This is a genomic window from Ochrobactrum sp. AP1BH01-1 (genome assembly GCF_018066705.1).
Classification (GTDB): Bacteria; Pseudomonadota; Alphaproteobacteria; order Rhizobiales; family Rhizobiaceae; genus Brucella.
The window spans coordinates 1,001,135-1,024,010 of the sequence record NZ_JAGPOU010000001.1 but is presented as its reverse complement, the minus strand read 5'-3'; the positions used below and the strand labels follow the sequence as shown (position 1 = coordinate 1,024,010).

The following is a 22,876-nucleotide window of genomic DNA, read 5'->3' as shown; positions in this document are numbered from 1 at the left end:
TAAATGCACCGGCAAATCCGGATGAAATTTTCTGTTACAACTTTATAGGGAACAAAACTGCTTCCTGTTCATTTAATTCGAGCGTTTGTCCGGGAATCACCGGATGATTTGCTGTGTCCAGGTTTCCGATCGTCGCAAGTCGGGAGTTTGGGGGCATATCGATTTTTCAACGATTGGAGTTCGTGATGGGGATTTTCGACAAGATTAAGAATGCGATTTGGGGAGAAGCGCAGGCAGCAACTCCTGCTGCCGAAACAGCTGCTTCGGCAGCGCCGACGCCAACCGCATCGCCGAGCGCTGCCGCTCCGGCATCATCCGCCCCGGCTGCTGCTGGCACCGTCGACGTAGGCGCCATTCTTGATGCTGCCGTCGCCAAAAGCGGCCAGAAGCTCAACTGGAAGACTTCGATCGTCGATCTGATGAAGGCCCTCGGCCTCGACAGCAGCCTGGAACACCGCAAGGAACTTGCCAAGGAGCTGGGCTATACCGGCGATACGGGCGATTCCGCAACCATGAATGTCTGGCTGCACAAGCAGGTCATTCAGAAACTCAAGGACAACGGCGGCAAAGTACCTGCCGGATTGTAATCAGGAGGGTTCCCGATGGGAAGCGCAGGAATAGGCTGGATTGCGGCAATCATCATCGGCGGTCTGGCCGGTTGGATTGCCTCCAATTTCATGAACAGCAATACCGGGATATTCATGAATGTCATCCTCGGTATCATCGGCGCAGCCGTAGCGAGTTTTATCTTCGGATTTCTCGGTGTTTCGTTCGGCGGCTGGCTGGGCTACCTGATCGCGGGCTTCATCGGCGCCTGCATCTTGATATGGATCGGCCGATTGGTAAGTTAGAAAAAGGCGCCGCAAGGCGCCTTTTTCTTTTGCGGATTAATTCCGAGCCCGATGCTGTGCGAGAAAAATGCGGTCATCGCGGTTGGAACAAATCACTGCGAAGATGATCGCCAGAGCGGCACCGAGAAACGTATCGAGGATGCGTTCGGAAATCATGCCGTCGTGCGGCATTCCCGGCGTTGCCAGATAGGTCATCAAAAGCGCCATCGGCGTCACCAGAATCTGTCCCAGTGCATAGTTGCTGCCGATGATGACCTCCGTGGCAAATTGCAGCCCGGCCAGAATTGCAATGACAGACCAGAGACTGGGGCCTTGCGCAAGCACCAGCCATGTAATCAAGGCACCCAGAAGCGTGCCCGCCATGCGCTGCAAGGCCCGGTTCATGCTGATATGCAGATGCGCGCCCTGCATCACGGCGACAGCACCCATGGCCGCCCAGGCTGGATGCGCGGCACCCAGAGCATAGGCCGTCAGGGCAGCAATCGCAGCACCAAGCGAAATCCGAGCGGCGGCGATCAGCCGGTGAGAGACCGGTCGCGGCGGCTCGGAGGGAAACGGTCTTTCCGGCGGTGCCTGATGACGAAACTTTTCGGTCAGGGCACAGATGAGGCACGCGAGAGCAGAGACGATTGCTGTCGCGGCGGTGCGCTCGAAAACATCGTGCAGCGATCCGACGGGTGCCATGGAGGCGCCGGCTGCGAAGATGAATATGAGCGCGCCGGGCGGTCCGAATTTTCCGGTGACGGTTATGAAAGAAAATATGCCCGCAGAAAGCGCCAACAGCAAAAGCTGGCCGGGCAGGGGCAGACCGCCCCATGCTGCGAGCGACATGAAAAACACCGCGAGCGTCTGGCAGATCGCGCACAGGAAAACGATCCATTCGCGTTTTGCCTCTGGAGCAAACCGGCCAAACAATGCGACAAGCGAGCCAAGCGAGGCAAAGCCGATCAGATGCGACCACGAGGAGAGGCTGACCAGCGGAAGTGCGATAGCAACCGTGGCCGCAGCCTGAAGCCCCGCAAGCGACGAGTTTCGGAGCGAAGGTTGGCCAGCAAGGGTGATGCTTTCCCGAAACTGCTGCGGCTTCAAAAGGTTATAGGCGGCGTGGCGCCGCCCGGAAGGAAATCCGTCCGCTTTCATTTTTCCGGGTCCTGCTCGCGGTCGGATTGTATCTGCGACAGCCGGTGCTCGATGCTGTCGAAGCTGCGAAGCATGGTCGCAATGTCGTCGTCCGACAGGTCGGCCAGCATTTCTTTCTCGCCTTTTGCCAGTTCCCGGCGAATTTCGGCGACCTGATTTTCGCCTTGCTCAGTCAGGTGAACCAGCCTTGCACGGCTGTCCCTTTCATCGACACGGCGTTCCGCCAGACCCTGACGGCATAGAATGTCGAGAAGGCGCACGAGACTGGAGCCGTCTATCCCGACCAGTGCGGCCAGTTCCTTTTGCGTCAGGCCGCCACCGGTCTGGTGGAGATGGACGAGGGGAACCCATGTCGCATCGGTTAGTCCGGCTTCGGCAAGCCGGATGTCGAGCGCCCGCCGCCAGCGCCGCGCCAGCAGCGAAAAGCGAATACCAAATTGGGAGCGGGGGGCATCTGAAATCATGCGATGATTAAGCCATAAAATAATTTGAATTGCAAATCAAATTATTTTGGGAAGTGTGAAGGTGCTATCCGGAACGGGATCGTCCGTTCCGGCGTAACGGTTCACAGATTGCCGGTTGTGCGCGCGATAACCTTGATTTCAAAGTCGAAACCGGCAAGCCAGTTGACGCCGACCGCTGTCCAGTTGGGGAAGGGCGGAGTGCTGAAAACTCGGTTCTTGACCCGCATGATGGTCTCGAACTGGTTTTCGGGATCAGTATGAAAGGTTGTCACATCGATTATATCATCGAAGGTGCAACCGGCGGCTTTCAAAGTTGCTTCAAGATTATCGAAAGCGAGCTGAACCTGCTTTCCAAAGTCCGGTTCAGGCGTTCCGTCGTTGCGGCTTCCAACCTGTCCGGAGACGAAAACCAGATCGCCTGAGCGGATCGCCGCGGAATAACCATGCGCTTCATAAAGGGCATGGCGGTTTGCCGGAAAGATAGCTTCTCTTTTTGTCATTCTCGTTTCCTTTGTTGTGGGGGGGGGCACCGGAAGAATTTGCTTGTTATCGGGTTCCCAATCGGTTCGACTATTTGATATACGCGATGTATATTAAACAGCACATATACGGCCTGTATGTCAATTCATATACGTACCGTATACGAAAAGAGGTGTGACGATGGCGGTGAACCGGCGCATCAAGGCAATGGAAGAAAACCGGGCGAAGCTGATTGCAGCGGCCCGGAAAGCCTTTGCTGAAAAGGGATATGCTGCGGCCTCTATGGATGAACTGACCGCGGAAGCAGGTTTGACGCGCGGCGCTCTCTATCACAATTTCGGCGACAAGCGCGGGCTTTTGGCAGCCGTCGTCAGCCAGATGGACAGCGAAATGGCCGCGCGTGCGCAAGCGATTGCGGCGCGGGCGGATAATTTGTGGGACGAGCTTCTCGCGGAAGGCGTGGCCTATATCGAGATGGCGCTCGATCCCGATATCCAGCGCATCGTGCTGCTCGATGGACCGGCATTTCTGGGCGATCCCTCGCAATGGCCGAGCCAGAACAGTTGTCTGCAAGCCTCTCGAGAAAAGGTGGCGGAACTGATCGGGCAAGGCGTACTGAAACCGGTTGACCCCGAAGCCGCCGCGCGATTGCTCAACGGCGCGGCGCTGAATGCCGCGCTCTGGATCGCGGCGAGCGAGGATCCGAAATCAGTGCTTTCCAAGGCGATAGAAGCCTTTCAAGCGCTTGCGACCGGCCTTCTGGCAAAGCCGATCTAGATATCGGGTATACGGCTGACGGGTATATGGTTGACGGCGGTGCGTTAATTGTTCAGTTTTTATTGACTGGATATATTAGAAAAACCGAACAAATAAATCCCGGCACGGAGACCATATGGCGGCTGAAGGACTTGGACAGACACTGGGGCCTGCTGTGGTTCTGCTCGCGGCTGGCGTTGTGGCGGTGCCGCTGTTTCGCAAACTGGGTCTCGGTTCGGTGCTGGGATATTTCGCTGCCGGTGCCCTGGTCGGACCGTCGGTCTTCGGGTTCTTCACCGATCCCGCAACGATCCTGCATTTTTCCGAACTTGGCGTGGTCATGTTTCTGTTCGTCATCGGACTTGAAATGCGCCCCGGCAAGCTCTGGACAATGCGGCAGCAGATATTCGGTCTGGGCCTTGCGCAGGTTCTAAGCTGCATTGCCCTTCTCACCGGCGCAGGCGTTCTTCTGGGCTTGTCGCCGATAACGGCTTTGATCGCCGGCTCCGGCTTTGTGCTCTCTTCCACGGCCGTCATCATGTCGATGTTGCAGGAGCGAGGGGAAATCGCGACGCCGGACGGCCAGAAGGCTGTCTCCATCCTCCTGCTCGAAGATCTGATGATCGTGCCGCTGCTGGCACTCGTCGCCTTCCTTTCGCCCTCACAGCATGAATCGGGTGGAATCCTCGGCATTGCAACAGCCATTGGCGCGATTTTGGTTCTGGTTGTTGTCGGGCGCTGGCTGCTCGATCCCTTCTTCTCCTTGCTTGCCCGCGCAAGAGCGCGCGAGGTCCTGACCGCCGGTGCGCTGATCGTTGTGCTTGGCGCTGCCCTCCTTATGGAAGCGAGCGGCCTTTCCATGGCGATGGGCGCTTTCCTCGCCGGGGTGATGCTGTCCGGTTCCAGTTACAGGCACCAGATCGAAAGCGACATCGAGCCGTTCAAGGGGCTGCTGATGGGGCTGTTCTTTCTGGCTGTCGGCATGTCGCTCGATCTTGGCGTGGTCGCATCTGACTGGCCTTCGGTTCTCATCTTTCTCGTCGCCTATGTGATTACAAAGGCAATCGGAATCTATGCTGTCGCCCGAATTTTCGGCTCCAGCCACCGCTCCGCGCTCGAACGGACGCTGCTTTTTGCGCAGGGCGGCGAATTCGCCTTCGTGCTCTATACATCGGCCTTCGGGAATGGGCTGATTTCGGCGCACGACAATGCGCTGTTCTCCACCGTCATCATTCTGTCTATGGCTGTGACGCCATTTGTTCTTATTCTGGGTTCCCGGCTTTTGCGTGAGGAAGCGCCGTCGCTCGAAGGCGTTGAAGCAGCGCACAACCTGAAAGGCCGGGTGCTGATGATCGGCTTTGGCCGCTTCGGGCAGATCGCATCGCAATTGCTGCTTGCACAAAGATCGGATGTTTCGATTATCGAAGCCGATCCCAATCGCATCCGCGAAGCGGGGCGGTTCGGTTTCAAGATTTTCTACGGCGATGGATCGCGGCTCGACATCCTGCATCATTCAGGTGCCGATGAAGCGGAAATCATCATGGTTTGCGTGGACGACCGGAAGACGGCCAATCGCATTGTCGAGCTGGCCCGGTCGCATTTCCCGGCTGCAAAGCTCATGGTGCGTTCCTATGACCGCACGCATTCCATCGAGTTGCTGAAGGCGGGAGTGGATTTCGAGCTGCGCGAAACATTCGAATCCGCGCTGCTTTTCGGAAAGGAGGCGCTCTGCGAGCTTGGGCTGGACGAGATGCTCGCAGAGGATACGCTACGCGATATTCGTATGCGCGACGCCGAGCGGCTGACGGCGCAGGTACAGGGCAACATCTATTCCGGCACCGATCAGCTACTGACCGGCGCTCCGGTTCCTGAACCTTTGACGCCGCCCGGCAAGATTACGAAACTCGCCGGGGAAGAAGGTTCAAACTGAACAACGGGACTTGCCGGATCAGTTCCGGAGTGCCATCTGCAGCTCCGCTTGGCGTCCCAGTGACGTCATCCATTCGCTGTATTGGGGGTTACGCTCGATCTGGCGTCCGTAATGTTTGCGCAATGCGATTGTCAGCTCGCCTTTACGCCCAAGCTGTTCGTCGGCAAAGCCTATCATTTGCGAATTCGGCCAGGCTTGCGGGCGGATGGCGACAAGGCGGGTGAAGAGGCTTTCGGCAGTTTCGTCCGGATTGGCCTGCGCCATGAGCGAAACCATGGCCGCCGTCGAACGCGATACGCCCATATGGCAATGGACCAGCAGGTGGCGGGGTGTTTCCGGGCTTTGAGCGGCAAGGAATTCCGAGCCGAACTGGAGGATTGCATTCATATGGTCGGGCGTCGGCATTGTGTGATTGTCGGCGGCGTTGATGATGTCGTGAAAGCGCAGTGTTACACGGTGATGCTGCTCGAAAGTCTGAAACGCATCCAATTCGGGAAGGTCCGGGTCGACCAGCGAAAGAACATGGGTGACTTTGCGCGCCCGCTGTTCGGGGAGTTCCTGAATCCCACATACGGTCAGCTGCGGGGCAAAATGCACACTCATGCCAGTCTCCTTGAATTTCGGTTACGCTATCCGATTTGATGAATATGTCCATGAGATTGGAGCATTTTCTTGGCGCTCAATCCAGCAATTATCCGCGCTCTCCGGCGTGAGCGGTACGGCGATGCATTGTCCCTATTGCAATCGCAGTGCACGCTTGCTTAAGTGAAAAAATGGCATTTACCCTGCGGCAGTTACAATATTTCATCGCTGTGGCCGAACAGGGGTCTGTGACCCGTGCGGCGCAGAAATTGTCCATTTCCCAGTCATCCGTCACCGAAGCCGTCAAGGAACTTGAGACGGACCTGAACGTAGAGCTTTTCGAGCGGCATCCCCGCGGCCTCACGGTCACGCATAACGGTCATCAGTTCCTGCGTCATGCAACAAAAATTCTGGCTGACGTATCGGATGCCCGCCGCTCCTTCACCGACAACCGCATCCAGGAAAAGGGCAAACTCAACCTCGGTGTGACCTCGCTCGTCGCCGGTTATGTTCTGTCGGACCTGCTCGCCCGTTACCGCCGGGCCTTTCCGGGCGTGGAAATCAGCGCCATCGAGGACAACGGTTCCTATCTCGAACATTTGCTTGTGGGCGGGGAGCTGGACGTGGCGGTGATGGTGATCTCCAACCTGCGCGACCGCATGGCGCTGCATGCGGAAATTCTCGAAACCTCGCCCTATCGGTTATGGCTGCCGCTTGGTCACGAGCTTGTCTCCATCGACAGCATTTCAGTGAGCGACATCGCAAAAGAACCGCTGATCATGCTGACCGTGGATGAAATCGAGGAAAACACTGGCAAACTTCTGGCCGCTCTCGGTGCCCGTCCGCATGTGGCTTTCCGCACACGCTCCGTGGAAGCCGTGCGCAGCCTTGTCGCCACGGGTGCGGGTATCGCGCTGCTCCCCGATCTCGTTTACCGCCCATGGTCGCTGGAAGGCGACCGGATCGAAAGCCGTGATGTTTCGGGCTCGCTGCCTGTCGTACAGATCGGCATGGCGTGGCGCAAGGGCTCGAGCCTGCCGCAATCCGCGCGGGATTTTATCGGCATTGCGGAAGCGGCCCGTTCCGGCAGGCTGCGTTAGCACGACAGTTGCATTCTTCGAGATGCCGGGCTGCAACGAGCAATTTCCTGCGCTCCGGTGCTCACGTACCCTTATGTACGCTCCCGGTCCTCGAAAATCACTCGTTTCGCTACGGCCTGACGAATTTGCAACTGTCGCGCCTAGCTCAGATATCGGAAAAACCGATACCAACTTTCCGATAAATGAATTTGCGAAAGGGCGGGTTTCGGCACACCATCCGCTTCGGGAACAAAATCACTGAATGTGAACAAAACGGGAGTGGTCGATGAGAAAATTTCTGCAATCCTGTACCGCTTTGATGGCCGTCGCGAGCTTTGCCACGCAGGCCATTGCCGCCGAACCGCTGAAAGCGATCGGCGAAGGTGAAGGCGCGCTGAGCATCGTGGCCTGGGCGGGCTATATCGAACGCGGTGAGACCGACAAGAATTACGACTGGGTCACCGATTTCGAAAAGGAAACCGGCTGCAAGGTCAGCGTGAAGACCGCTGCCACCTCTGACGAAATGGTGGCGCTGATGAATGAAGGCGGTTTCGACCTCGTCACCGCCTCCGGCGACGCCTCGTTGCGCCTCGTGGCTGGCAAGCGCGTGCAGCCAATCAACACCGACCTCATCCCAAGCTGGAAAACCGTGGACGAACGGCTGCAAAATGCGCCGTGGTTCACCGTCAAGGACGTGCATTACGGTGTGCCCTATCTCTGGGGCCCGAATGTGCTGATGTACAACACCGATGTTTTCAAGGGCGAAGCGCCGAAGAGCTGGAACGTGGTGTTCGAGGAACAGACCCTGCCGGACGGCAAGTCCAACAAGGGCCGCGTGCAGGCTTATGACGGGCCGATCTATATCGCCGATGCAGCGCTTTATCTCATGAAGCACAAGCCGGAACTCGGCATCAAGAACCCGTACGAACTCAACGAAGATCAGTATAAGGCAGCGCTCGAGTTGCTGCGCGGACAGCGCAAGCTCGTCAGCCGTTACTGGCACGACGCCATGATCCAGATCGATGACTTCAAGAATGAAGGCGTCGTGGCTTCCGGCTCATGGCCATTTCAGGTCAATCTCCTGAAGTCGGAAAATGCCAAGGTAGGCTCTACCTTCCCGGAGGAAGGCGCAACCGGCTGGGCCGATACCACCATGCTGCATGTGGATAGCGAGCACCCCAACTGTGCCTATAAATGGTTTGAGCATTCGCTAAAGCCGAAGGTTCAGGGCGATGCCGCGGCATGGTTCGGGGCCGTACCGTCCGTTCCGGCTGCCTGTAAGGGCAATGCGCTTCTAACCGACGAAGGCTGCGCGACCAACGGCTTTGATAATTTTGCCAAGATCAGCTTCTGGCGCACACCGACGGCCAAATGCGAAAGCCAGGGGGAATGCGTGCCCTATCATCGCTGGGTGTCGGATTATATCGGCGTCATTGGCGGTCGCTGACATCGATCATCGCAAGCTCAAAGATCGCCCTTCCTTCGTTTGAAGGAAGGGATGGGGCGGATGCGTCCGCTCCGCAATCAGATACTGGCGCTCCGTATGACGGGTAGAACCATGACAGCAGCAGTTCGTTTTGAAAATGTGAGCCGGCACTTCGGCGAGGTCCGTGCCGTCGATCAGGTCAATCTGACCATCGCGCCCGGTGAGTTCTTTGCCATGCTCGGTCCGTCCGGTTCCGGCAAGACGACCTGCCTGCGGCTGATCGCGGGTTTTGAACAGCCGACCGATGGCAGAATAGAGATATTCGGGGAAAATGCCGGCGGCGTGCCACCCTATCGGCGCAACGTCAACACGGTGTTTCAGGATTATGCGCTGTTTCCGCATCTCAGCATTCTGGACAATGTGGCCTATGGGCTGATGGTGCGCGGCACCGGAAAAGCCGAGCGTCACCGCGCTGCCGAGGACATGCTGGAACTGGTCAAGCTGCCTGGCTACGGCGCCCGCAAGCCCAGCCAGCTTTCCGGCGGGCAGCGGCAGCGCGTCGCGCTGGCCCGCGCGCTTGTCAACAAGCCGAGAGTGCTGCTTCTCGATGAGCCGCTCGGCGCGCTCGACCTCAAGCTGCGCGAGCAGATGCAGGAAGAGCTGAAGAGCCTGCAAAAGGCGCTCGGCATCACCTTCGTTTTTGTGACCCACGATCAGGGCGAAGCGCTTTCCATGGCCGACCGCATCGCGGTCTTCAACAATGGCCGCATCGTTCAGGCCGGAACACCGCAGGAAATTTACAACCGTCCGCGCACCCGCTTCGTTGCGGATTTTGTCGGCTCCTCCAATGTCGTCGCGCCTGAAATCATGGCCGCATTCGGCGGCGAGCGACGCTGGGCAAGCCTCCGGCCGGAAGCCATCCGCCTTGCAGACAAGGGCGATAAGGTCGGCGTTGCGGCGCGGATCGAAACCGCCAGTTTCCTTGGCTCCGCCACACGTCTCGGCGTTGAAGCCGAAGGCGCCAGGCTGCATGTCATGCTGCCCGCTGGCGCGAGCGTTCCCGAGACCGGATCGGATATCCGCATCGTCTGGAATCCGGGCGATGTTCATTACATGGATCAGGCAGCATGAGCGGCGCGCAGGCTTCCACCCTCGGAAATTCCGGAGCAAACCCCGGGGCCAATCCGACCTCCATCATGCCGCAGCGCGGCGGGTGGCTCGGTCGCCTCTCCGACCTGTTCTGGCGTCGTCCGGGATTGCTCCTGTTTCTCATGATCACGCCGCCGCTTTTGTGGCTCGGCATCATCTATATCGGCTCGCTGATCGCGCTTCTGTTGCAGAGCTTCTTCTCGGTCGACGATTTTTCCGGGCTGATCGACTATAATTTCACGCTCGCCACCTATGCGCAGCTCTTAAACTCCGCCAATCTAGACATCATCATCCGCACCGTGCTGATGGCTGCGCTGGTGACGGTTGCCTCTGCTTTCGTCGCCTTTCCCATCGCTTATTATGCCGCGCGCTATGCCCGCGGCCGCTGGAAGGCGCTGTTCTATCTCGGCATCATGCTGCCGCTCTGGTCGAGCTATCTGGTCAAGGTCTATGCGTGGAAGCTGATCCTCGCCAAGGAAGGCATCCTGACCTGGATATTTGCAAAACTGCATCTGTCCTGGCTGCTCGACGGCATCCTTTCCTTGCCGGTCGTGGGCGGCAATTCACTGTCGGTCAGCTATCTCGGCACCTTCATCGTCTTCGTCTATATCTGGCTGCCCTATATGATCCTGCCGACACAGGCAGCACTTGAGCGCGTGCCGGGCAATCTGGTGGAGGCTTCGTCCGATCTCGGTGCAACGCCTGCACAAACCTTCCGAACCGTGCTCATGCCGCTCGCCATGCCGGGCATCATCGCTGGATCGATCTTCACCTTTTCGCTGACGCTTGGTGACTACATCATTCCGCAGATCATCGGCTCGTCGCGCCTGTTCATCGGGCAGGCCGTCTATACCCAGCAGGGGACGGCGGGCAATGTGCCGCTCGCCGCCGCCTTCTCCGTCGTGCCGATCGTCATCATGGCGATCTATCTCTGGATCGCCAAGAAACAGGGGGCTTTCGATGCGCTCTGATCGTAACAACCGCGCTTCCTTCGGATTGAAGCTTGCTGCCGGACTGGGCCTTGCCTTCCTGCATCTGCCGATCCTGCTGATCTTCGTCTATGCCTTCACGACGGAAGAGAAGAGCTATCAATGGCCGCCGCCGGGCTTCACGCTGCAATGGTTCGCCGTGACGTGGAACCGCGCCGATGTTTGGTCGTCGCTTGCACTTTCCGTGCAGGTGGCCACGATTGCGACCGTGATCGCGCTCGTGCTCGGAACGCTTTGCGCCGCTGCCGTCAGCCGAACCCACTTCTTCGGACGCGAAAGCATTTCGCTGCTGGTCATCCTGCCCATTGCACTGCCCGGTGTTGTGACCGGCATTGCATTGCGTTCGGCCTTCTCGCTGTTCGACATTCCGTTTTCGATGTGGACCATCGTGCTCGGCCACGCGACCTTCTGCGTGGTGGTCGTCTATAACAATGCCGTTGCCCGCTTCCGGCGCACTTCCGGTTCGCTGATCGAAGCCTCGATGGATCTTGGCGCAAACGGGTTCCAGACCTTCCGCTATGTGATCCTGCCGAATATCGGAACAGCCTTGCTTGCAGGTGGAATGCTCGCCTTCGCACTGTCCTTCGATGAGGTGATCGTCACCACCTTTACCGGTGGCCAGCAGATGACCCTGCCGATCTGGATGCTCCAGGAGCTTATCCGGCCACGCCAGCGCCCCGTCACCAATGTGGTGGCCATGGTGGTGGTTCTGGTGACCTTCCTGCCCATCCTCGCAGCCTACTATCTCACCCGCGACGGCGATCAGGTCGCCGGTCACGGGAAATGACACAAGGGAGAACGACATGAACACCGAAATGCTGATTGGCGCGCGCTTTGAAGCTGGCACTGAAACGGAAGAAAACGTCCTCAATCCCAAGACCGGCGAGACCGTTCTGAAGTTGCCCGAAGCCTCGTTGGGGCAGGTCGATGCCGCAGTCAGCGCCGCCGACAAGGCGTTCAAGACCTGGTCGCGCACCACGCCCGGCGAACGTTCCAACTATCTTCTCAAGATCGCCGATGCGATTGAGCGGGACGCGGAAGCCTTTGCCACGCTGGAGGCGCTGAATTGCGGCAAGCCGATCAATGCCGTCATCAATGACGAGATTCCGGCAATCATCGATTGCTACCGTTTCTTTGCAGGCGCGGTGCGCAATCTTCATGGGCCGCTCGCCGCCGAATATATTCCGAACCACACATCGATGATCCGCCGCGATCCGGTCGGCATCATCGGTTCCATCGCGCCCTGGAACTATCCCCTGATGATGATGGCTTGGAAGCTCGCGCCAGCCATTGCGGGCGGCAATACTGTGGTTTTCAAACCATCGGAACAGACGCCGCTGACCGCGCTGAAAATGGCCAGGCTGCTGGCGGATATCCTGCCGGAGGGCGTCGTCAATATCGTGCTGGGACGGGGCGAAACCGTCGGCAACGCGCTGATCAATCATCCGCGTATCGACATGGTGTCGATCACTGGCGATGTCGCCACCGGCAAAAAGGTTTTGCAGGCGGCTGCCAAGAGCGTGAAACGCACCCATCTGGAGCTTGGCGGCAAGGCGCCCGTCATCGTCTTCGACGATGCGGACATAGAAGCCGTCGTCAACGGCATTCGCACGTTTGGCTATTACAATGCCGGTCAGGACTGCACCGCCGCCTGCCGCATCTATGCCGATGCCCGCATCTACGACCGTTTCGTCGCGGATCTATCATCCGCCGTTTCCAGCATTCGGTACAATCTGGAGGACGACAGCCAGAATGAGATCGGACCGCTCATCTCCCGGCGTCAGCGTGACCGTGTCGAGAGTTTTGTCGCCCGCGCCCGCGAGCACAAGCACATTGAGATAACGACGGGCGGAAACGCAGCCGGCGCCAACGGCTTCTTCTTCGAGCCGACCGTGATTGCCGGCGCAACACAGGACGATGAAATCGTGCGCCGCGAAGTCTTCGGCCCGGTTGTCTCGGTCACCCGCTTCAGCGATGTCGATCAAGCCGTGCAATGGGCGAACGACAGCGATTACGGCCTGGCTTCATCGGTCTGGACCAAGGATGTCAGCAAGGGCATGCAGACCGCCGCGCGCCTGCAATATGGGTGTACATGGATCAACACCCATTTCATGCTGACAAACGAGATGCCGCATGGCGGTTTGAAGCAATCGGGCTACGGAAAGGACATGTCGATATACGCGCTGGAGGATTACACCGCGGTACGTCACATCATGATAGCGCACTGACACCAAATCATGTCTCCCGAAACCGGTTCCCATTTTTTGGGAGACATGCCCTAGCTGATCACGAGAAATGCTCCAGACGTTAAACCGCTGTTTTGGGTCGCTGGATCAGGAGTTTCCAACAGGGATCTGGTTCAACAATGCAAACAGAATGGCTGAAAGGATTGCTGCAGCGGGCACTGTTATCACCCAGGCGGCGGCAATCGTCAGTGCGTGCGATCGGCGGACCAGCTTGCGACGGCGGCGCTCTTCAACCGGAATAGCTTCCAATGGCAGGGCCTGACGGGCCTTTTTCAATCGACGTTCTGTGTCCCATTCCCGAAAGAACCCAACCCCAAAGATCGCACCAATGGCAATATGTGTCGAACTGACGGGCAGTCCCAGCCAGCTCGCCAGAATGACGGTGATTGCGGCGGAAAGCGATACGCAATAGGCCCGCATCGGGTTCAGTTTGGTGATCTGATTTCCAACCATTCGAATGAGCTTGGGGCCAAACAGACACAAGCCGAATGAAATGCCAAATGCGCCGATCAGCATAACCCAGGGTGGGATCACGACGCCGTCGCTTAACGCGCCGGTCTGCGATGTCTGGACAATTGCTGCGAGCGGCCCGACCGCATTTGCCACATCATTTGCACCGTGGGCAAAGCTGAGCAATGCGGCCGAAACAACGAGAGGAATGCTGAACAGGATCTTGAGCGACTTGTTGCGATTTTCGAGGCCGTGGGACTGGCGGCGAATGATCGGGATCAAAATCAGCCAACTTCCGACGCCGACAGCCAACCCAAAGATCAGGGCTATCCCAATCGATACGTCGATCAATTGCTTCAGCCCTTTCATGATCAGATATGTGGCAAAGGTTCCCGCCATGAGACCGACAAGGATCGGCACCCACACGCGGGCAGCGGCAATCTTATCTGCACGATAGACAATACGGGCTTTGATCAACCAGAGAAAACCGGCCGCTATGATCGCACCCAGTACAGGGGAAATAACCCAGCTTGCCGCGATAGCCGCCATTTGAGACCAGTTCACCGCTCCGAAGCCGGCCGCAACGATGCCTGCGCCCACCACACCTCCGACAACCGCATGCGTAGTCGAAACAGGAGCGCCGATCCATGTCGCAAGGTTGACCCAAAGCGCAGAGGCCAGCAACGCCGCCATCATGGCCCAGACGAACATGGTCGGTGTTGCAAGAGTGTCTGGCGCTATGATGCCGGTTGCGACCGTAGACACAACATCAGCTCCGGCGATCAGCGCGCCAGCACTTTCAAACACCGCCGCAATCGCAATCGCGCCACCCATGCTCAGCGCGTTGGCACCGACAGCCGGTCCCATATTGTTGGCCACGTCGTTAGCGCCAATGTTCAACGCCATGTAGGCGCCGAAAACGGCTGCGGCCACAACGACAAGCATCTGACTGGTCTGGCCGAGCAGCATGGCGGCGCCAAGCCCGGCAAGTATGATGAAAACAAGAGCGATGCCCGGCGCCACAAGCGGACGCGAAACGTAACTCGCCGCCGTTTCAAGCTTGACGAAGCGGCCCAAGTCTCGATCCAGAGTCTCCAGATGACGAGCTTCGATATCTTCGTTTGCCATGATTTACTCTTGATTTCTAACGCAGCGTGCCGATCAATACGGTCGCTCGGGAATGACCCATTTCAGGAATTTGAACGGTGTTTAAATGCCGCTATTTTGAAAAGTCAATGATTCGAGTCTGCCGGATCAGCAAGAGCGGACACGAGACGCATCATATTGCAGTCAGGCTATAATGAGTTGGATGTAATAGCTTAGCAAAATCAATATAATATAGAATATTTTGTTCGTCGGGTTCTTCTTCAATCCGGGCCAGGAATGCTTCGGATTTTCGCTGGCGATCATTCGGCCGCCCGGCGCGCGCAGAAGAAGAATGTAGGTCCCGCTGCCTTACCTCCCTTTCGAGACGGAGGTAGGACCTGCTCCACTTTGTACCGATGGTCTACACCCTCTTGCAGCATGGTCGCCCTAAACACCGTCTAAGGCGCGCTTGTGTTTTGGTAAGGTCTGAGTCACAAATACTTTAGGAATGTTACTGCGCATTTCAGGAAATCCGTCTTTATTGTATGCCGTAACATTCTAATAATTATAATAAGGGGAACCCGAAAAATGAAGACTGGTTTTACGACACATTCTATCGCGAAGTGCTTGATTGTCTCGGCCGCATTGCTCGCGGCGAGCTTGTCTGCCCAGGCAGAGAAAATCGGCAATTGCGAGGTCACCGGCACGAAGGGCTCGGACCCGATCAAGCCGGCTGTACCGGGACAGCTCACGGTCCAGACCACATTGCCAGCTCCAGCGTGGTGGAATGGCGATTCACCCGATGCCATGAAAGACGGCTACGAATACTGCATGGCCGTCGATATGGCTTACCGTGCCGGTCTCGACAAGGTGAAGGTGGTCAACGTGTCTTTTGATGCGCTGGTCGCCGCACAGACCAAGGATTTTGATATCGCTCTGGCTGAAGTCTCCATCACTGATAAGCGCAAGAAGGTGGTAGATTTCTCTACGCCTTATTTCGATTCAGACATCGGTGTGGCGATCAAAAAAGGGACAAATTACACGCCTGAAACAGTCAAGGACCTTCGCATCGGCGTAATGCAGGGTACGACCGGTGCGTCTTTTGTCGATCAGAAGTTGAAACCCAAGGAAGTCAAGGTTTTTGCCGATACCGGCGCCCTTACGACCGCTTTGATGGCCAACCAGATCGACGCCGCTCTCCATGACACCTCGATCATGTTGGGCGTCGCGTCAAACTCCAAGGGCATGGTTGAGGTGCCATATCAATATTCCACTGGCGAATCCTATGGCGCGCTTTATCCCAAAGGCTCTCCCAACGAGCCCGTCTTCAACAAGATGATTGAGGATATGAAGAAGGATGGCACCTTCGCTGCATTGTCAAAAACATATCTGGCCGATGCCTGGGGTGCCGACCCGGCCAAGATTCCTTATCTGAAGCCATAATCGCGTTGTCGCATCGGATCGCCGTGTGTAGCGGTCCGATGCAGCCATTCCATTGATCGTTCGTTCTGCCTGCACCAGCAGCGGCAGGATTGCGGCGTATAGAAAGGGAGGCTCGCGCGATGTCCGCCAACACCCCTCAATACGGCACCAAGCCGACACTTGGTCTTTACGACAGCGAACGCGGCTGGAGTGCCAGTGCGCCGCCGCGCGACACGATGAACTGGGCTGTCACAGCCCTTGTCGTCGCGCTGGTCGTTGTGCTCGCCAGCTGGAAAACGCTGCGCGACCTCAATGCTGCCCTGACAGAGCTTGGAATGGGCGGGATCATTACAGCAGCTTTGTTGCTTTTGTGCGGTTTGGCGACGCTGTTGTTGTTGAAGCCGGCCATCCAATCCTGGCGAATGTCGACGTCGGCCCGGCAGGCGCTTACTACGAAGGATCTGATTGCGGCTCGCGCGGCGGCGGCAACTGCGCGCGATTGCGCCTATTCGACGCTCGGCTATGGCGCGGTAACGGTTCTGGTTCTGGCAGGCATTCAATTCCTGCTGGTGAACGACCTTGCCGTCAGCCGCACATTTCTGCAAATACCGTTGATTGCCAGTTCCTTTTGGCTTGTGCTCAAGGCTTTTTGGGTCAACGTCTATATCTTTGTGATTGCTGAAATCCTGGTCCTGGTTTGGGGCCTTGTCGTTGCGATCGCGCGTCTGATGCCCGGAGAAGCCGGACGGCCCGTCCGCCTGATTGCAACGGTTTATACCGATATGTTTCGCGGCTTGCCTGCGATCATCAATATTTATCTGATCGGCTTCGGCATTCCGCTGACGGGCTTGCCTTATCTGAAAGACCTCTCGCCGGAATCCTATGCGATCATCGCCCTGACGCTCACCTATGGGGCATATGTCGCCGAAGTATACAGAGCCGGGATCGAAAGCATCCATCGCAGTCAGGTTGCCGCAGCACGCTCCCTTGGTCTGTCGTACTTCCAGACGTTGCGCTACGTGGTCGTGCCGCAGGCGGTTCGGCGTATCATACCGCCGCTTCTCAACGATTTTATCGGGCTCCAAAAGGATACGGCTCTCGTCAATGTCATCGGCTCGATCGATGCGTTTAATCAGGCCCGCATTATCGGTGCGAACAATTTCAATCTTTCGCCTGTGACGACGGTTGCTCTGCTGTTCATCCTGATAACGATCCCGCAGGCTCGTTTCGTCGACCGTCTGCTTGAGCGCGAACAGCGGCGTACGCAATCGTAGTCCTTCCGGAGAATATGAACGATGGCGATGATAGAAATCCGTGATGTAACGAAGACCTATGGTCCGGTCAAAATTCTCGACGGCTTGAACCTCAGCGTGGACGAACATCAGGTGGTCTGCCTGATCGGCCCGTCGGGCTGCGGTAAATCAACCTTGCTGCGTTGTCTGAATGGGCTGGAACAAATCCAGGGAGGCGAAATCTGTATCCATGGCGACCGCATGTCGGGCCCCGGTGTCGACGTCAATGCGCTCCGGCGCGACGTCGGCATCGTATTCCAGAGCTACAATCTTTTCCCGCATATGAGCGTGGTTGAGAATGTCATGCTTGCGCCGATGAAAGTGCTGGGACAGAAGCGGGAGGACGCCGAGGCCCGCGCCTTGTCGCTGCTGACGCGTATCGGCCTGGAACACAGGGCGGCAGCCTATCCGGACCAATTGTCCGGAGGGCAGCAACAGCGCGTCGCAATCGTGCGTGCGCTGGCGATGAGCCCTTCGGTTTTGCTCCTTGATGAAATTACGTCGGCGCTTGATCCAGAACTCGTGTCGGAAGTGCTCAACATTGTCCGCGATCTGGCGGCGGAAGGCATGACGATGCTGCTCGCCACCCACGAGATGGGCTTTGCGCGGGAAGTTGCGAGCAAAATATGCTTCCTTTATGGGGGCAAGGTCCATGAGGAGGGGCCGCCTGAGCAGATATTCGGAGATCCTCAAGAAGAACGTACCCGAAAATTTCTCCAACGCATTATCGAAGCGGGGAGGCTTTAGGGCCGGCTAACTCCGGTCACCAGCCCGAACGGAGCAGGTGAGTAGTGGACTGGAGGTTTGTCCTCATCAGCTTTGGTCTAGCACCCGCGACAGGCTGAGAGCTGCGAGCGTGCAGATTGCTCCGGATATAAGATATCCACCGATGAAAATTATTCCAAGACTGCTGGCGAGGCCGAGCGCTACCAGCGGAGCGAAAGCTGCGCCCACAAGCCAGGCGAGGTCCGACGTCAAAGCCGCGCCGGTATAGCGATAATATTGGGTGAAGCGGGAAGAAACCGCGCCGGACGATTGACCGAATGTCAGGCCCAGAACAGCAAAACCTATCAGAATATAGGCATCCTGCCCCGCGCTGCCGGCATCGAGAAGGAAGGGCGCAGAAAAGCTGAAGAGGGCGATGATTATAGCGCCGATCATCAATTCGTTACGCCGCCCGATGCGATCGGCAACAAATCCGGACAAGATGATTCCGATCAGACCGACCGCAGCACCCGCTACCTGAACCCAGAGGAAGCGTTCGGCAGGCTGTGCGCCGGAGAGGACGACCCAGCTGAGCGGAAAGATCGTGACCAGGTGAAACATGGCAAAGCTTGCCAAAGGCACGAAGGCCCCCAGAACCACATCAATGCTGTGTTTGCTCAGCATTTCAAATACGGGTCGGGGCTGTAGTTCCTGGGCATCCATTGCCGCGCCGAACTCGCTGCTTGCGACGATGCGAAGGCGCGCAAACAGCGCGACGACATTGATTGCGAAGGCCACGAAAAACGGATAGCGCCAACCCCATGCGAGAAAATCAGCTTCGCTGAGATTATGCACGAAATAGGCGAAAAGAATGCTTGCCAGTGCAAAGCCGATCGGCGCTCCCAATTGCGGGATCATCGCATACCAGCCGCGTTTGCCCGCTGGCGCACTCAAGCTCAGCAGGGAAGCCAGGCCATCCCATGCACCGCCAAGTGCGAACCCTTGGCCCAGCCTGAACAGGGCGAGCAAAAACACAGCCCAATATCCAATCGTCTCGAACCCGGGCAAGAAGGCGATGGAGGCCGTTGAGCCGCCCAGAATAACCAGAGCGAGCGTGAGTTTTGTTCCACGCCCGTAATGACGATCAATCCACATGAAGACGAACGAACCCACCGGGCGCGCAATGAAGGCCAGCGAAAAAACCGCGAACGACATCAGGGTTGCCGTTACCGGATCGGGGACGAACGGGAAAATCAACTTGGGAAAAACCAGAATGGACCCAAGCCCATAGACGAAGAAATCGAAAAACTCGGATGTTCGCCCGATGACAACGCCGATGGCGACGTTTCCCGGCGACAAAGGCTTTCCGTCGCTATGGATGCGTCGTGCGTCCTCTTCGAGACCTGACGATGACGGTGTGGCGGACGAACTCATGAAACTCTCCGAAGGAAACGTATCATGTGCTTTATGATGTCGCACAACGACAAGTTATCAAGGAAAGGGTCAAAAAAAAAGCAGATATAGTTGTTCGGCGGATCGCTGGACTGCACAACTTCCATAAACTGAAAAATGGGTCTTTCCGAAATGCAATTGCGCCTTATCATGATGAAGGAACAGAATGTAAGTCGGGTCAGACATGAACGCATTCTTCAGTTTCACGCGAAAAGCGATCCCAGCCGTGCTTCTTCTGCCGGGGCTGGCGGGCTGCAATATGGTCGTAATGTCGCCGTCGGGAGACGTTGCCGCGCAGCAGAGAGACCTCATCGTCGTATCCACGATCCTGATGCTGATCATCATCATTCCCGTCATCTTCCTGACGCTTTTCTTCGCGTGGCGGTACAGGCAGTCGAATAGCGCGGCCAGATATGATCCCGAATGGCATCATTCGACAGCGCTCGAAGTGGTCATATGGACTGCTCCTCTGCTGATCATTATCGCATTGGGCGCGATCACCTGGCTAAATACGCATAAGCTCGACCCTTACCGGGCATTGGATCGCATTGATGGCACGCGGCCGGTCGAAGCCGGGACCAAACCCTTGACTGTCCAGGTTGTGGCGCTCGACTGGAAATGGCTGTTCTTTTATCCGGATTACGGCATCGCTACGGTCAACGAGATGGCGGCGCCGGTTGATACGCCGATTGAGTTCAAGATCACGGCCTCGTCGGTTATGAACTCCTTCTATATTCCGGCGCTTGCAGGCATGATCTATGCCATGCCGGGAATGCAGACCCGGCTTCATGCGGTCATCAACAAGGCCGGCGAATATGAAGGGTTTTCCTCCAACTACAGCGGCGAAGGCTTTTCCCACATGCGCTTCCAGTTTCACGGGCTTGACGCTCCGGGATTCGACAACTGGATAGGCCAGGTGAAGCAGAATGGGACCGCCCTGAACAGGGATACTTATCTGAAACTGGAAAAGCCGAGCATCCGGGAGCCGGTTGGTTACTTCAGCGCTGTTGAAAGCGGACTTTTTGAAGCCGTGCTCAACATGTGTGTTCGCCCCGGACAGATGTGCATGAGCGAAATGATGCATATCGACCGGATGGGCGGCGCAGGCCTCGATAGTCGCGAAAACAAGGCCCGTCTACAACACGACAATCGTCGTAGCATTGATGCCGCGCAATCCAGCGCAACTGATATTCAAGCTTTACCCGACGCGCAAAAGGATCCGGGCCATGACATGCATAACATGCCCTGAAAACCGTTTGTGCCCAAGGGCGCGGTGGAGGTTGGTGGTAGCTCTGCGTTCAGGGTGAACTGGCGAACAAAACCAAGAGATTGAAGAATCTGCAATCGGATAACAGTAACTTCGGGAATGTTCTATCATGATTGGCGGTGACAGTTCCACGAGTTTGATCTTCGGGCGCCTCTCCCTGGAAGCGATACCCTATCACGAACCAATCCTTCTGGTGACCTTCATAGTGGTCGCTATTGGAGGGATCGCTGTCGTGGGTTTGATTACCTATTTCCGGCTGTGGGGTTACCTGTGGAACGAATGGTTCACCAGCGTGGACCATAAGAAGATCGGCATCATGTATGTCGTTCTCGCATTGATCATGCTTCTGCGCGGCTTTGCCGACGCCATCATGATGCGCATCCAGCAGGCAATTGCGTTCAATGGGTATGAAGGCTATCTGCCTCCGCACCATTACGACCAGATATTTACTGCGCACGGCGTCATCATGATTTTCTTCATGGCCATGCCCTTCGTGACAGGCTTGATGAACTATGTTGTGCCGCTGCAGATCGGTGCGCGGGACGTTTCATTCCCGTTCCTCAATAATTTCTCGTTCTGGATGACGACCGGCGGCGCCATCATCATCATGATGTCGCTTTTTGTGGGAGAGTTCGCCCGAACTGGCTGGCTGGCCTATCCACCCTTGTCGGGCATTGACTACAGTCCCGACGTTGGGGTCGATTATTATATCTGGGGGTTGCAGGTCGCGGGCGTGGGCACGACGCTGTCCGGGATCAATTTGATAGCCACCATCGTGAAGATGCGTGCGCCGGGCATGTCCTTCATGAAAATGCCGGTCTTCACCTGGACTTCACTTTGCACCAACGTGCTCATTGTGGCGACATTCCCGATCCTCACCGCAACGCTCGCCCTTCTATCGCTGGACCGTTATGTGGGAACAAATTTCTTCACCAACGATCTTGGCGGCAATCCGATGATGTATATCAACCTCATCTGGATATGGGGCCACCCGGAAGTCTATATTCTCGTACTGCCGGCTTTCGGCATTTTTTCCGAAGTGGTCGCAACCTTCTGTGGCAAGCGCCTGTTCGGCTATGCGTCAATGGTTTACGCCACCTGCGTCATCATGATCCTGTCCTATATTGTGTGGCTCCATCACTTCTTCACAATGGGGTCCGGCGCCTCGGTCAATGCGTTCTTCGGTATCACGACGATGATCATCTCCATCCCCACCGGGGCGAAGATGTTCAACTGGCTCTTTACAATGTATCGCGGACGTATCCGCTATGAAGTGCCTATGTTATGGACGATCGGCTTCATGGTGACATTCGTGATCGGCGGCATGACGGGCGTGATGCTTGCTATTCCACCGGCTGACTTCGTGCTGCACAATTCGCTTTTTCTCATCGCGCATTTTCATAACGTGATTATCGGCGGTGTTGTTTTCGGCCTGATGGCGGGACTCGTTTACTGGTGGCCGAAAGCATTCGGCTATAAGCTTGATCCCTTCTGGGGCAAGATGAGCTTCTGGTTCTGGCAGATCGGTTTCTTGTTCGCCTTCATGCCGCTGTATGTCCTTGGGCTAAAAGGGGTTACCCGGCGGCTCAGCCAGTTTGAAGATCCTTCGTTGCAGGTATGGTTTGTCATTGCGGCCTTCGGCGCTGTCTTGATTGCGCTCGGAATAGCCTCCTTTCTCGTCCAGCTCGTCGTGAGCTTTTTGAAGCGGGAGCAATTGCGTGACCTTACGGGCGATCCGTGGGGCGGCCGTACGCTCGAATGGTCGACATCCTCGCCTCCGCCCGAATACAACTTCGCCTTCACGCCCGTAGTTCATGATCTCGATAGCTGGTATGATATGAAAAACCGCGGCCATGAACGACCGCTGACCGGCTTCCGCCCCATTCATATGCCGCGCAATACCGGGGCCGGTGTCATTCTGGCCGCACTGAGCGTTGTCCTCGCGTTTGCCCTCATCTGGTACATCTGGTGGCTGGCGATCCTGTCGTTTGCCGCTTTGCTGATTGCCGCGATAGGGCACACATTCAACTATCAACGTGACTTCTATATCCCCGCTGAAACAGTTGCGGCGACAGAAGACGCCCGTTCAAAACTTCTCGCTGGATAGGTC

The 22,876-nt window shown here is 56.9% G+C and carries 21 protein-coding genes; 15 read left to right on the top strand and 6 right to left on the bottom strand.

Annotation, left to right across the window (positions count from 1 at the left end; translation table 11 throughout):
- The first annotated feature begins 185 nt into the window (after positions 1 to 185).
- A complete protein-coding gene (locus J9800_RS04810) occupies positions 186 to 587 on the top strand; it encodes a DUF3597 domain-containing protein (protein WP_112593051.1) in 402 nt (133 codons plus the stop codon).
- 15 nt (positions 588 to 602) lie between these two features.
- Positions 603 to 851 carry a GlsB/YeaQ/YmgE family stress response membrane protein gene (locus J9800_RS04805; RefSeq protein ID WP_112593050.1) on the top strand — a complete coding sequence of 83 codons (249 nt, stop codon included), beginning with the start codon at positions 603 to 605 and terminating at the stop codon, positions 849 to 851.
- Positions 852 to 887: 36 nt separating this feature from the next.
- On the opposite strand, the gene J9800_RS04800 is transcribed toward J9800_RS04805, so the two are convergent.
- The 3 genes from J9800_RS04800 to J9800_RS04790 all read right to left on the bottom strand — a co-directional run bounded on the left by J9800_RS04800 (position 888) and on the right by J9800_RS04790 (position 2,955).
- Complete coding sequence (locus tag J9800_RS04800; protein ID WP_114217007.1) at positions 888 to 1,991, bottom strand: FUSC family protein; 1,104 nt, start codon at positions 1,989 to 1,991, stop codon at positions 888 to 890.
- The gene (locus tag J9800_RS04795) at positions 1,988 to 2,455 is read right to left on the bottom strand and encodes a MarR family winged helix-turn-helix transcriptional regulator (RefSeq protein WP_114217008.1); all 468 of its coding nucleotides are present in this window, start codon (positions 2,453 to 2,455) and stop codon (positions 1,988 to 1,990) included. The genes J9800_RS04800 and J9800_RS04795 overlap by 4 nt, the downstream gene beginning before the upstream one ends.
- Before the next feature lie 101 nt (positions 2,456 to 2,556).
- A complete protein-coding gene (locus tag J9800_RS04790) occupies positions 2,557 to 2,955 on the bottom strand; it encodes a RidA family protein (RefSeq protein WP_114217009.1) in 399 nt (132 codons plus the stop codon).
- Positions 2,956 to 3,115: 160 nt separating this feature from the next.
- Here J9800_RS04790 and J9800_RS04785 point away from each other — a divergent pair, with 160 nt between their 5' ends.
- Positions 3,116 to 3,712 carry a TetR/AcrR family transcriptional regulator gene (locus J9800_RS04785; RefSeq protein ID WP_114217010.1) on the top strand — a complete coding sequence of 199 codons (597 nt, stop codon included), beginning with the start codon at positions 3,116 to 3,118 and terminating at the stop codon, positions 3,710 to 3,712.
- 115 nt (positions 3,713 to 3,827) lie between these two features.
- Entirely contained in the window at positions 3,828 to 5,621 is a 1,794-nt protein-coding gene (locus tag J9800_RS04780; RefSeq protein WP_114217011.1) for a monovalent cation:proton antiporter-2 (CPA2) family protein, read from the top strand.
- A gap of 18 nt (positions 5,622 to 5,639) precedes the next feature.
- On the opposite strand, the gene J9800_RS04775 is transcribed toward J9800_RS04780, so the two are convergent.
- Positions 5,640 to 6,224 carry a tyrosine phosphatase family protein gene (locus tag J9800_RS04775; protein WP_114217012.1) on the bottom strand — a complete coding sequence of 195 codons (585 nt, stop codon included), beginning with the start codon at positions 6,222 to 6,224 and terminating at the stop codon, positions 5,640 to 5,642.
- A 170-nt stretch (positions 6,225 to 6,394) separates the two neighbouring features.
- On the opposite strand from J9800_RS04775, the gene J9800_RS04770 reads away from it, so the two are divergent.
- The 6 genes from J9800_RS04770 to J9800_RS04745 all read left to right on the top strand — a co-directional run bounded on the left by J9800_RS04770 (position 6,395) and on the right by J9800_RS04745 (position 13,074).
- Entirely contained in the window at positions 6,395 to 7,303 is a 909-nt protein-coding gene (locus tag J9800_RS04770) for a LysR family transcriptional regulator (protein ID WP_112593038.1), read from the top strand.
- A 265-nt stretch (positions 7,304 to 7,568) separates the two neighbouring features.
- Positions 7,569 to 8,729, top strand: coding sequence for an ABC transporter substrate-binding protein (locus J9800_RS04765; protein ID WP_112593037.1), 1,161 nt, complete (start codon positions 7,569 to 7,571; stop codon positions 8,727 to 8,729).
- A gap of 111 nt (positions 8,730 to 8,840) precedes the next feature.
- Positions 8,841 to 9,839: an ABC transporter ATP-binding protein gene (locus tag J9800_RS04760; RefSeq protein WP_114217082.1), complete on the top strand. Its 999-nt coding sequence runs from the start codon at positions 8,841 to 8,843 to the stop codon at positions 9,837 to 9,839.
- A complete protein-coding gene (locus J9800_RS04755) occupies positions 9,836 to 10,828 on the top strand; it encodes an ABC transporter permease (RefSeq protein ID WP_205315984.1) in 993 nt (330 codons plus the stop codon). The genes J9800_RS04760 and J9800_RS04755 overlap by 4 nt, the downstream gene beginning before the upstream one ends.
- Entirely contained in the window at positions 10,818 to 11,633 is an 816-nt protein-coding gene (locus tag J9800_RS04750; RefSeq protein WP_011982544.1) for an ABC transporter permease, read from the top strand. Before J9800_RS04755 ends, J9800_RS04750 begins: the two co-directional genes overlap by 11 nt.
- Positions 11,634 to 11,649: 16 nt before the next feature.
- Positions 11,650 to 13,074, top strand: a complete 1,425-nt coding sequence (locus J9800_RS04745) for a gamma-aminobutyraldehyde dehydrogenase (protein WP_112593033.1) — start codon at positions 11,650 to 11,652, stop codon at positions 13,072 to 13,074.
- Positions 13,075 to 13,179: 105 nt separating this feature from the next.
- On the opposite strand, the gene J9800_RS04740 is transcribed toward J9800_RS04745, so the two are convergent.
- Complete coding sequence (locus J9800_RS04740) at positions 13,180 to 14,670, bottom strand: inorganic phosphate transporter (RefSeq protein ID WP_112592899.1); 1,491 nt, start codon at positions 14,668 to 14,670, stop codon at positions 13,180 to 13,182.
- Positions 14,671 to 15,216: 546 nt separating this feature from the next.
- Between J9800_RS04740 and J9800_RS04735 the strand changes: the two genes are divergently transcribed.
- The 3 genes from J9800_RS04735 to J9800_RS04725 all read left to right on the top strand — a co-directional run bounded on the left by J9800_RS04735 (position 15,217) and on the right by J9800_RS04725 (position 18,089).
- Positions 15,217 to 16,071: an ABC transporter substrate-binding protein gene (locus J9800_RS04735; RefSeq protein WP_205315985.1), complete on the top strand. Its 855-nt coding sequence runs from the start codon at positions 15,217 to 15,219 to the stop codon at positions 16,069 to 16,071.
- Positions 16,072 to 16,190: 119 nt separating this feature from the next.
- Positions 16,191 to 17,324, top strand: a complete 1,134-nt coding sequence (locus J9800_RS04730) for an amino acid ABC transporter permease (protein WP_286167639.1) — start codon at positions 16,191 to 16,193, stop codon at positions 17,322 to 17,324.
- A gap of 21 nt (positions 17,325 to 17,345) precedes the next feature.
- A complete protein-coding gene (locus J9800_RS04725) occupies positions 17,346 to 18,089 on the top strand; it encodes an amino acid ABC transporter ATP-binding protein (RefSeq protein ID WP_112592898.1) in 744 nt (247 codons plus the stop codon).
- 66 nt (positions 18,090 to 18,155) lie between these two features.
- On the opposite strand, the gene J9800_RS04720 is transcribed toward J9800_RS04725, so the two are convergent.
- Complete coding sequence (locus J9800_RS04720; RefSeq protein ID WP_114217013.1) at positions 18,156 to 19,481, bottom strand: MFS transporter; 1,326 nt, start codon at positions 19,479 to 19,481, stop codon at positions 18,156 to 18,158.
- 202 nt (positions 19,482 to 19,683) lie between these two features.
- On the opposite strand from J9800_RS04720, the gene cyoA reads away from it, so the two are divergent.
- Positions 19,684 to 20,748, top strand: a complete 1,065-nt coding sequence (gene cyoA, locus J9800_RS04715; RefSeq protein WP_114217014.1) for a ubiquinol oxidase subunit II — start codon at positions 19,684 to 19,686, stop codon at positions 20,746 to 20,748.
- Between the two features lie 127 nt (positions 20,749 to 20,875).
- On the top strand, positions 20,876 to 22,873 hold the full coding sequence (cyoB, locus tag J9800_RS04710; RefSeq protein ID WP_114217015.1) for a cytochrome o ubiquinol oxidase subunit I: 1,998 nt from the start codon (positions 20,876 to 20,878) through the stop codon (positions 22,871 to 22,873).
- Positions 22,874 to 22,876 lie beyond the last annotated feature (3 nt).

What these genes read in the sequence shown, in the direction of transcription:
- J9800_RS04810 (WP_112593051.1), top strand. Translation starts at nt 186, where the DNA reads ATGGGGATTTTCGACAAGATTAAGAATGCGATTTGGGGAGAAGCGCAG.
- J9800_RS04805 (WP_112593050.1), top strand. Translation starts at nt 603, where the DNA reads ATGGGAAGCGCAGGAATAGGCTGGATTGCGGCAATCATCATCGGCGGT.
- J9800_RS04800 (WP_114217007.1), bottom strand. Translation starts at nt 1,991, where the DNA reads ATGAAAGCGGACGGATTTCCTTCCGGGCGGCGCCACGCCGCCTATAAC.
- J9800_RS04795 (WP_114217008.1), bottom strand. Translation starts at nt 2,455, where the DNA reads ATGATTTCAGATGCCCCCCGCTCCCAATTTGGTATTCGCTTTTCGCTG.
- J9800_RS04790 (WP_114217009.1), bottom strand. Translation starts at nt 2,955, where the DNA reads ATGACAAAAAGAGAAGCTATCTTTCCGGCAAACCGCCATGCCCTTTAT.
- J9800_RS04785 (WP_114217010.1), top strand. Translation starts at nt 3,116, where the DNA reads ATGGCGGTGAACCGGCGCATCAAGGCAATGGAAGAAAACCGGGCGAAG.
- J9800_RS04780 (WP_114217011.1), top strand. Translation starts at nt 3,828, where the DNA reads ATGGCGGCTGAAGGACTTGGACAGACACTGGGGCCTGCTGTGGTTCTG.
- J9800_RS04775 (WP_114217012.1), bottom strand. Translation starts at nt 6,224, where the DNA reads ATGAGTGTGCATTTTGCCCCGCAGCTGACCGTATGTGGGATTCAGGAA.
- J9800_RS04770 (WP_112593038.1), top strand. Translation starts at nt 6,395, where the DNA reads ATGGCATTTACCCTGCGGCAGTTACAATATTTCATCGCTGTGGCCGAA.
- J9800_RS04765 (WP_112593037.1), top strand. Translation starts at nt 7,569, where the DNA reads ATGAGAAAATTTCTGCAATCCTGTACCGCTTTGATGGCCGTCGCGAGC.
- J9800_RS04760 (WP_114217082.1), top strand. Translation starts at nt 8,841, where the DNA reads ATGACAGCAGCAGTTCGTTTTGAAAATGTGAGCCGGCACTTCGGCGAG.
- J9800_RS04755 (WP_205315984.1), top strand. Translation starts at nt 9,836, where the DNA reads ATGAGCGGCGCGCAGGCTTCCACCCTCGGAAATTCCGGAGCAAACCCC.
- J9800_RS04750 (WP_011982544.1), top strand. Translation starts at nt 10,818, where the DNA reads ATGCGCTCTGATCGTAACAACCGCGCTTCCTTCGGATTGAAGCTTGCT.
- J9800_RS04745 (WP_112593033.1), top strand. Translation starts at nt 11,650, where the DNA reads ATGAACACCGAAATGCTGATTGGCGCGCGCTTTGAAGCTGGCACTGAA.
- J9800_RS04740 (WP_112592899.1), bottom strand. Translation starts at nt 14,670, where the DNA reads ATGGCAAACGAAGATATCGAAGCTCGTCATCTGGAGACTCTGGATCGA.
- J9800_RS04735 (WP_205315985.1), top strand. Translation starts at nt 15,217, where the DNA reads ATGAAGACTGGTTTTACGACACATTCTATCGCGAAGTGCTTGATTGTC.
- J9800_RS04730 (WP_286167639.1), top strand. Translation starts at nt 16,191, where the DNA reads ATGTCCGCCAACACCCCTCAATACGGCACCAAGCCGACACTTGGTCTT.
- J9800_RS04725 (WP_112592898.1), top strand. Translation starts at nt 17,346, where the DNA reads ATGGCGATGATAGAAATCCGTGATGTAACGAAGACCTATGGTCCGGTC.
- J9800_RS04720 (WP_114217013.1), bottom strand. Translation starts at nt 19,481, where the DNA reads ATGAGTTCGTCCGCCACACCGTCATCGTCAGGTCTCGAAGAGGACGCA.
- cyoA (WP_114217014.1), top strand. Translation starts at nt 19,684, where the DNA reads ATGAACGCATTCTTCAGTTTCACGCGAAAAGCGATCCCAGCCGTGCTT.
- cyoB (WP_114217015.1), top strand. Translation starts at nt 20,876, where the DNA reads ATGATTGGCGGTGACAGTTCCACGAGTTTGATCTTCGGGCGCCTCTCC.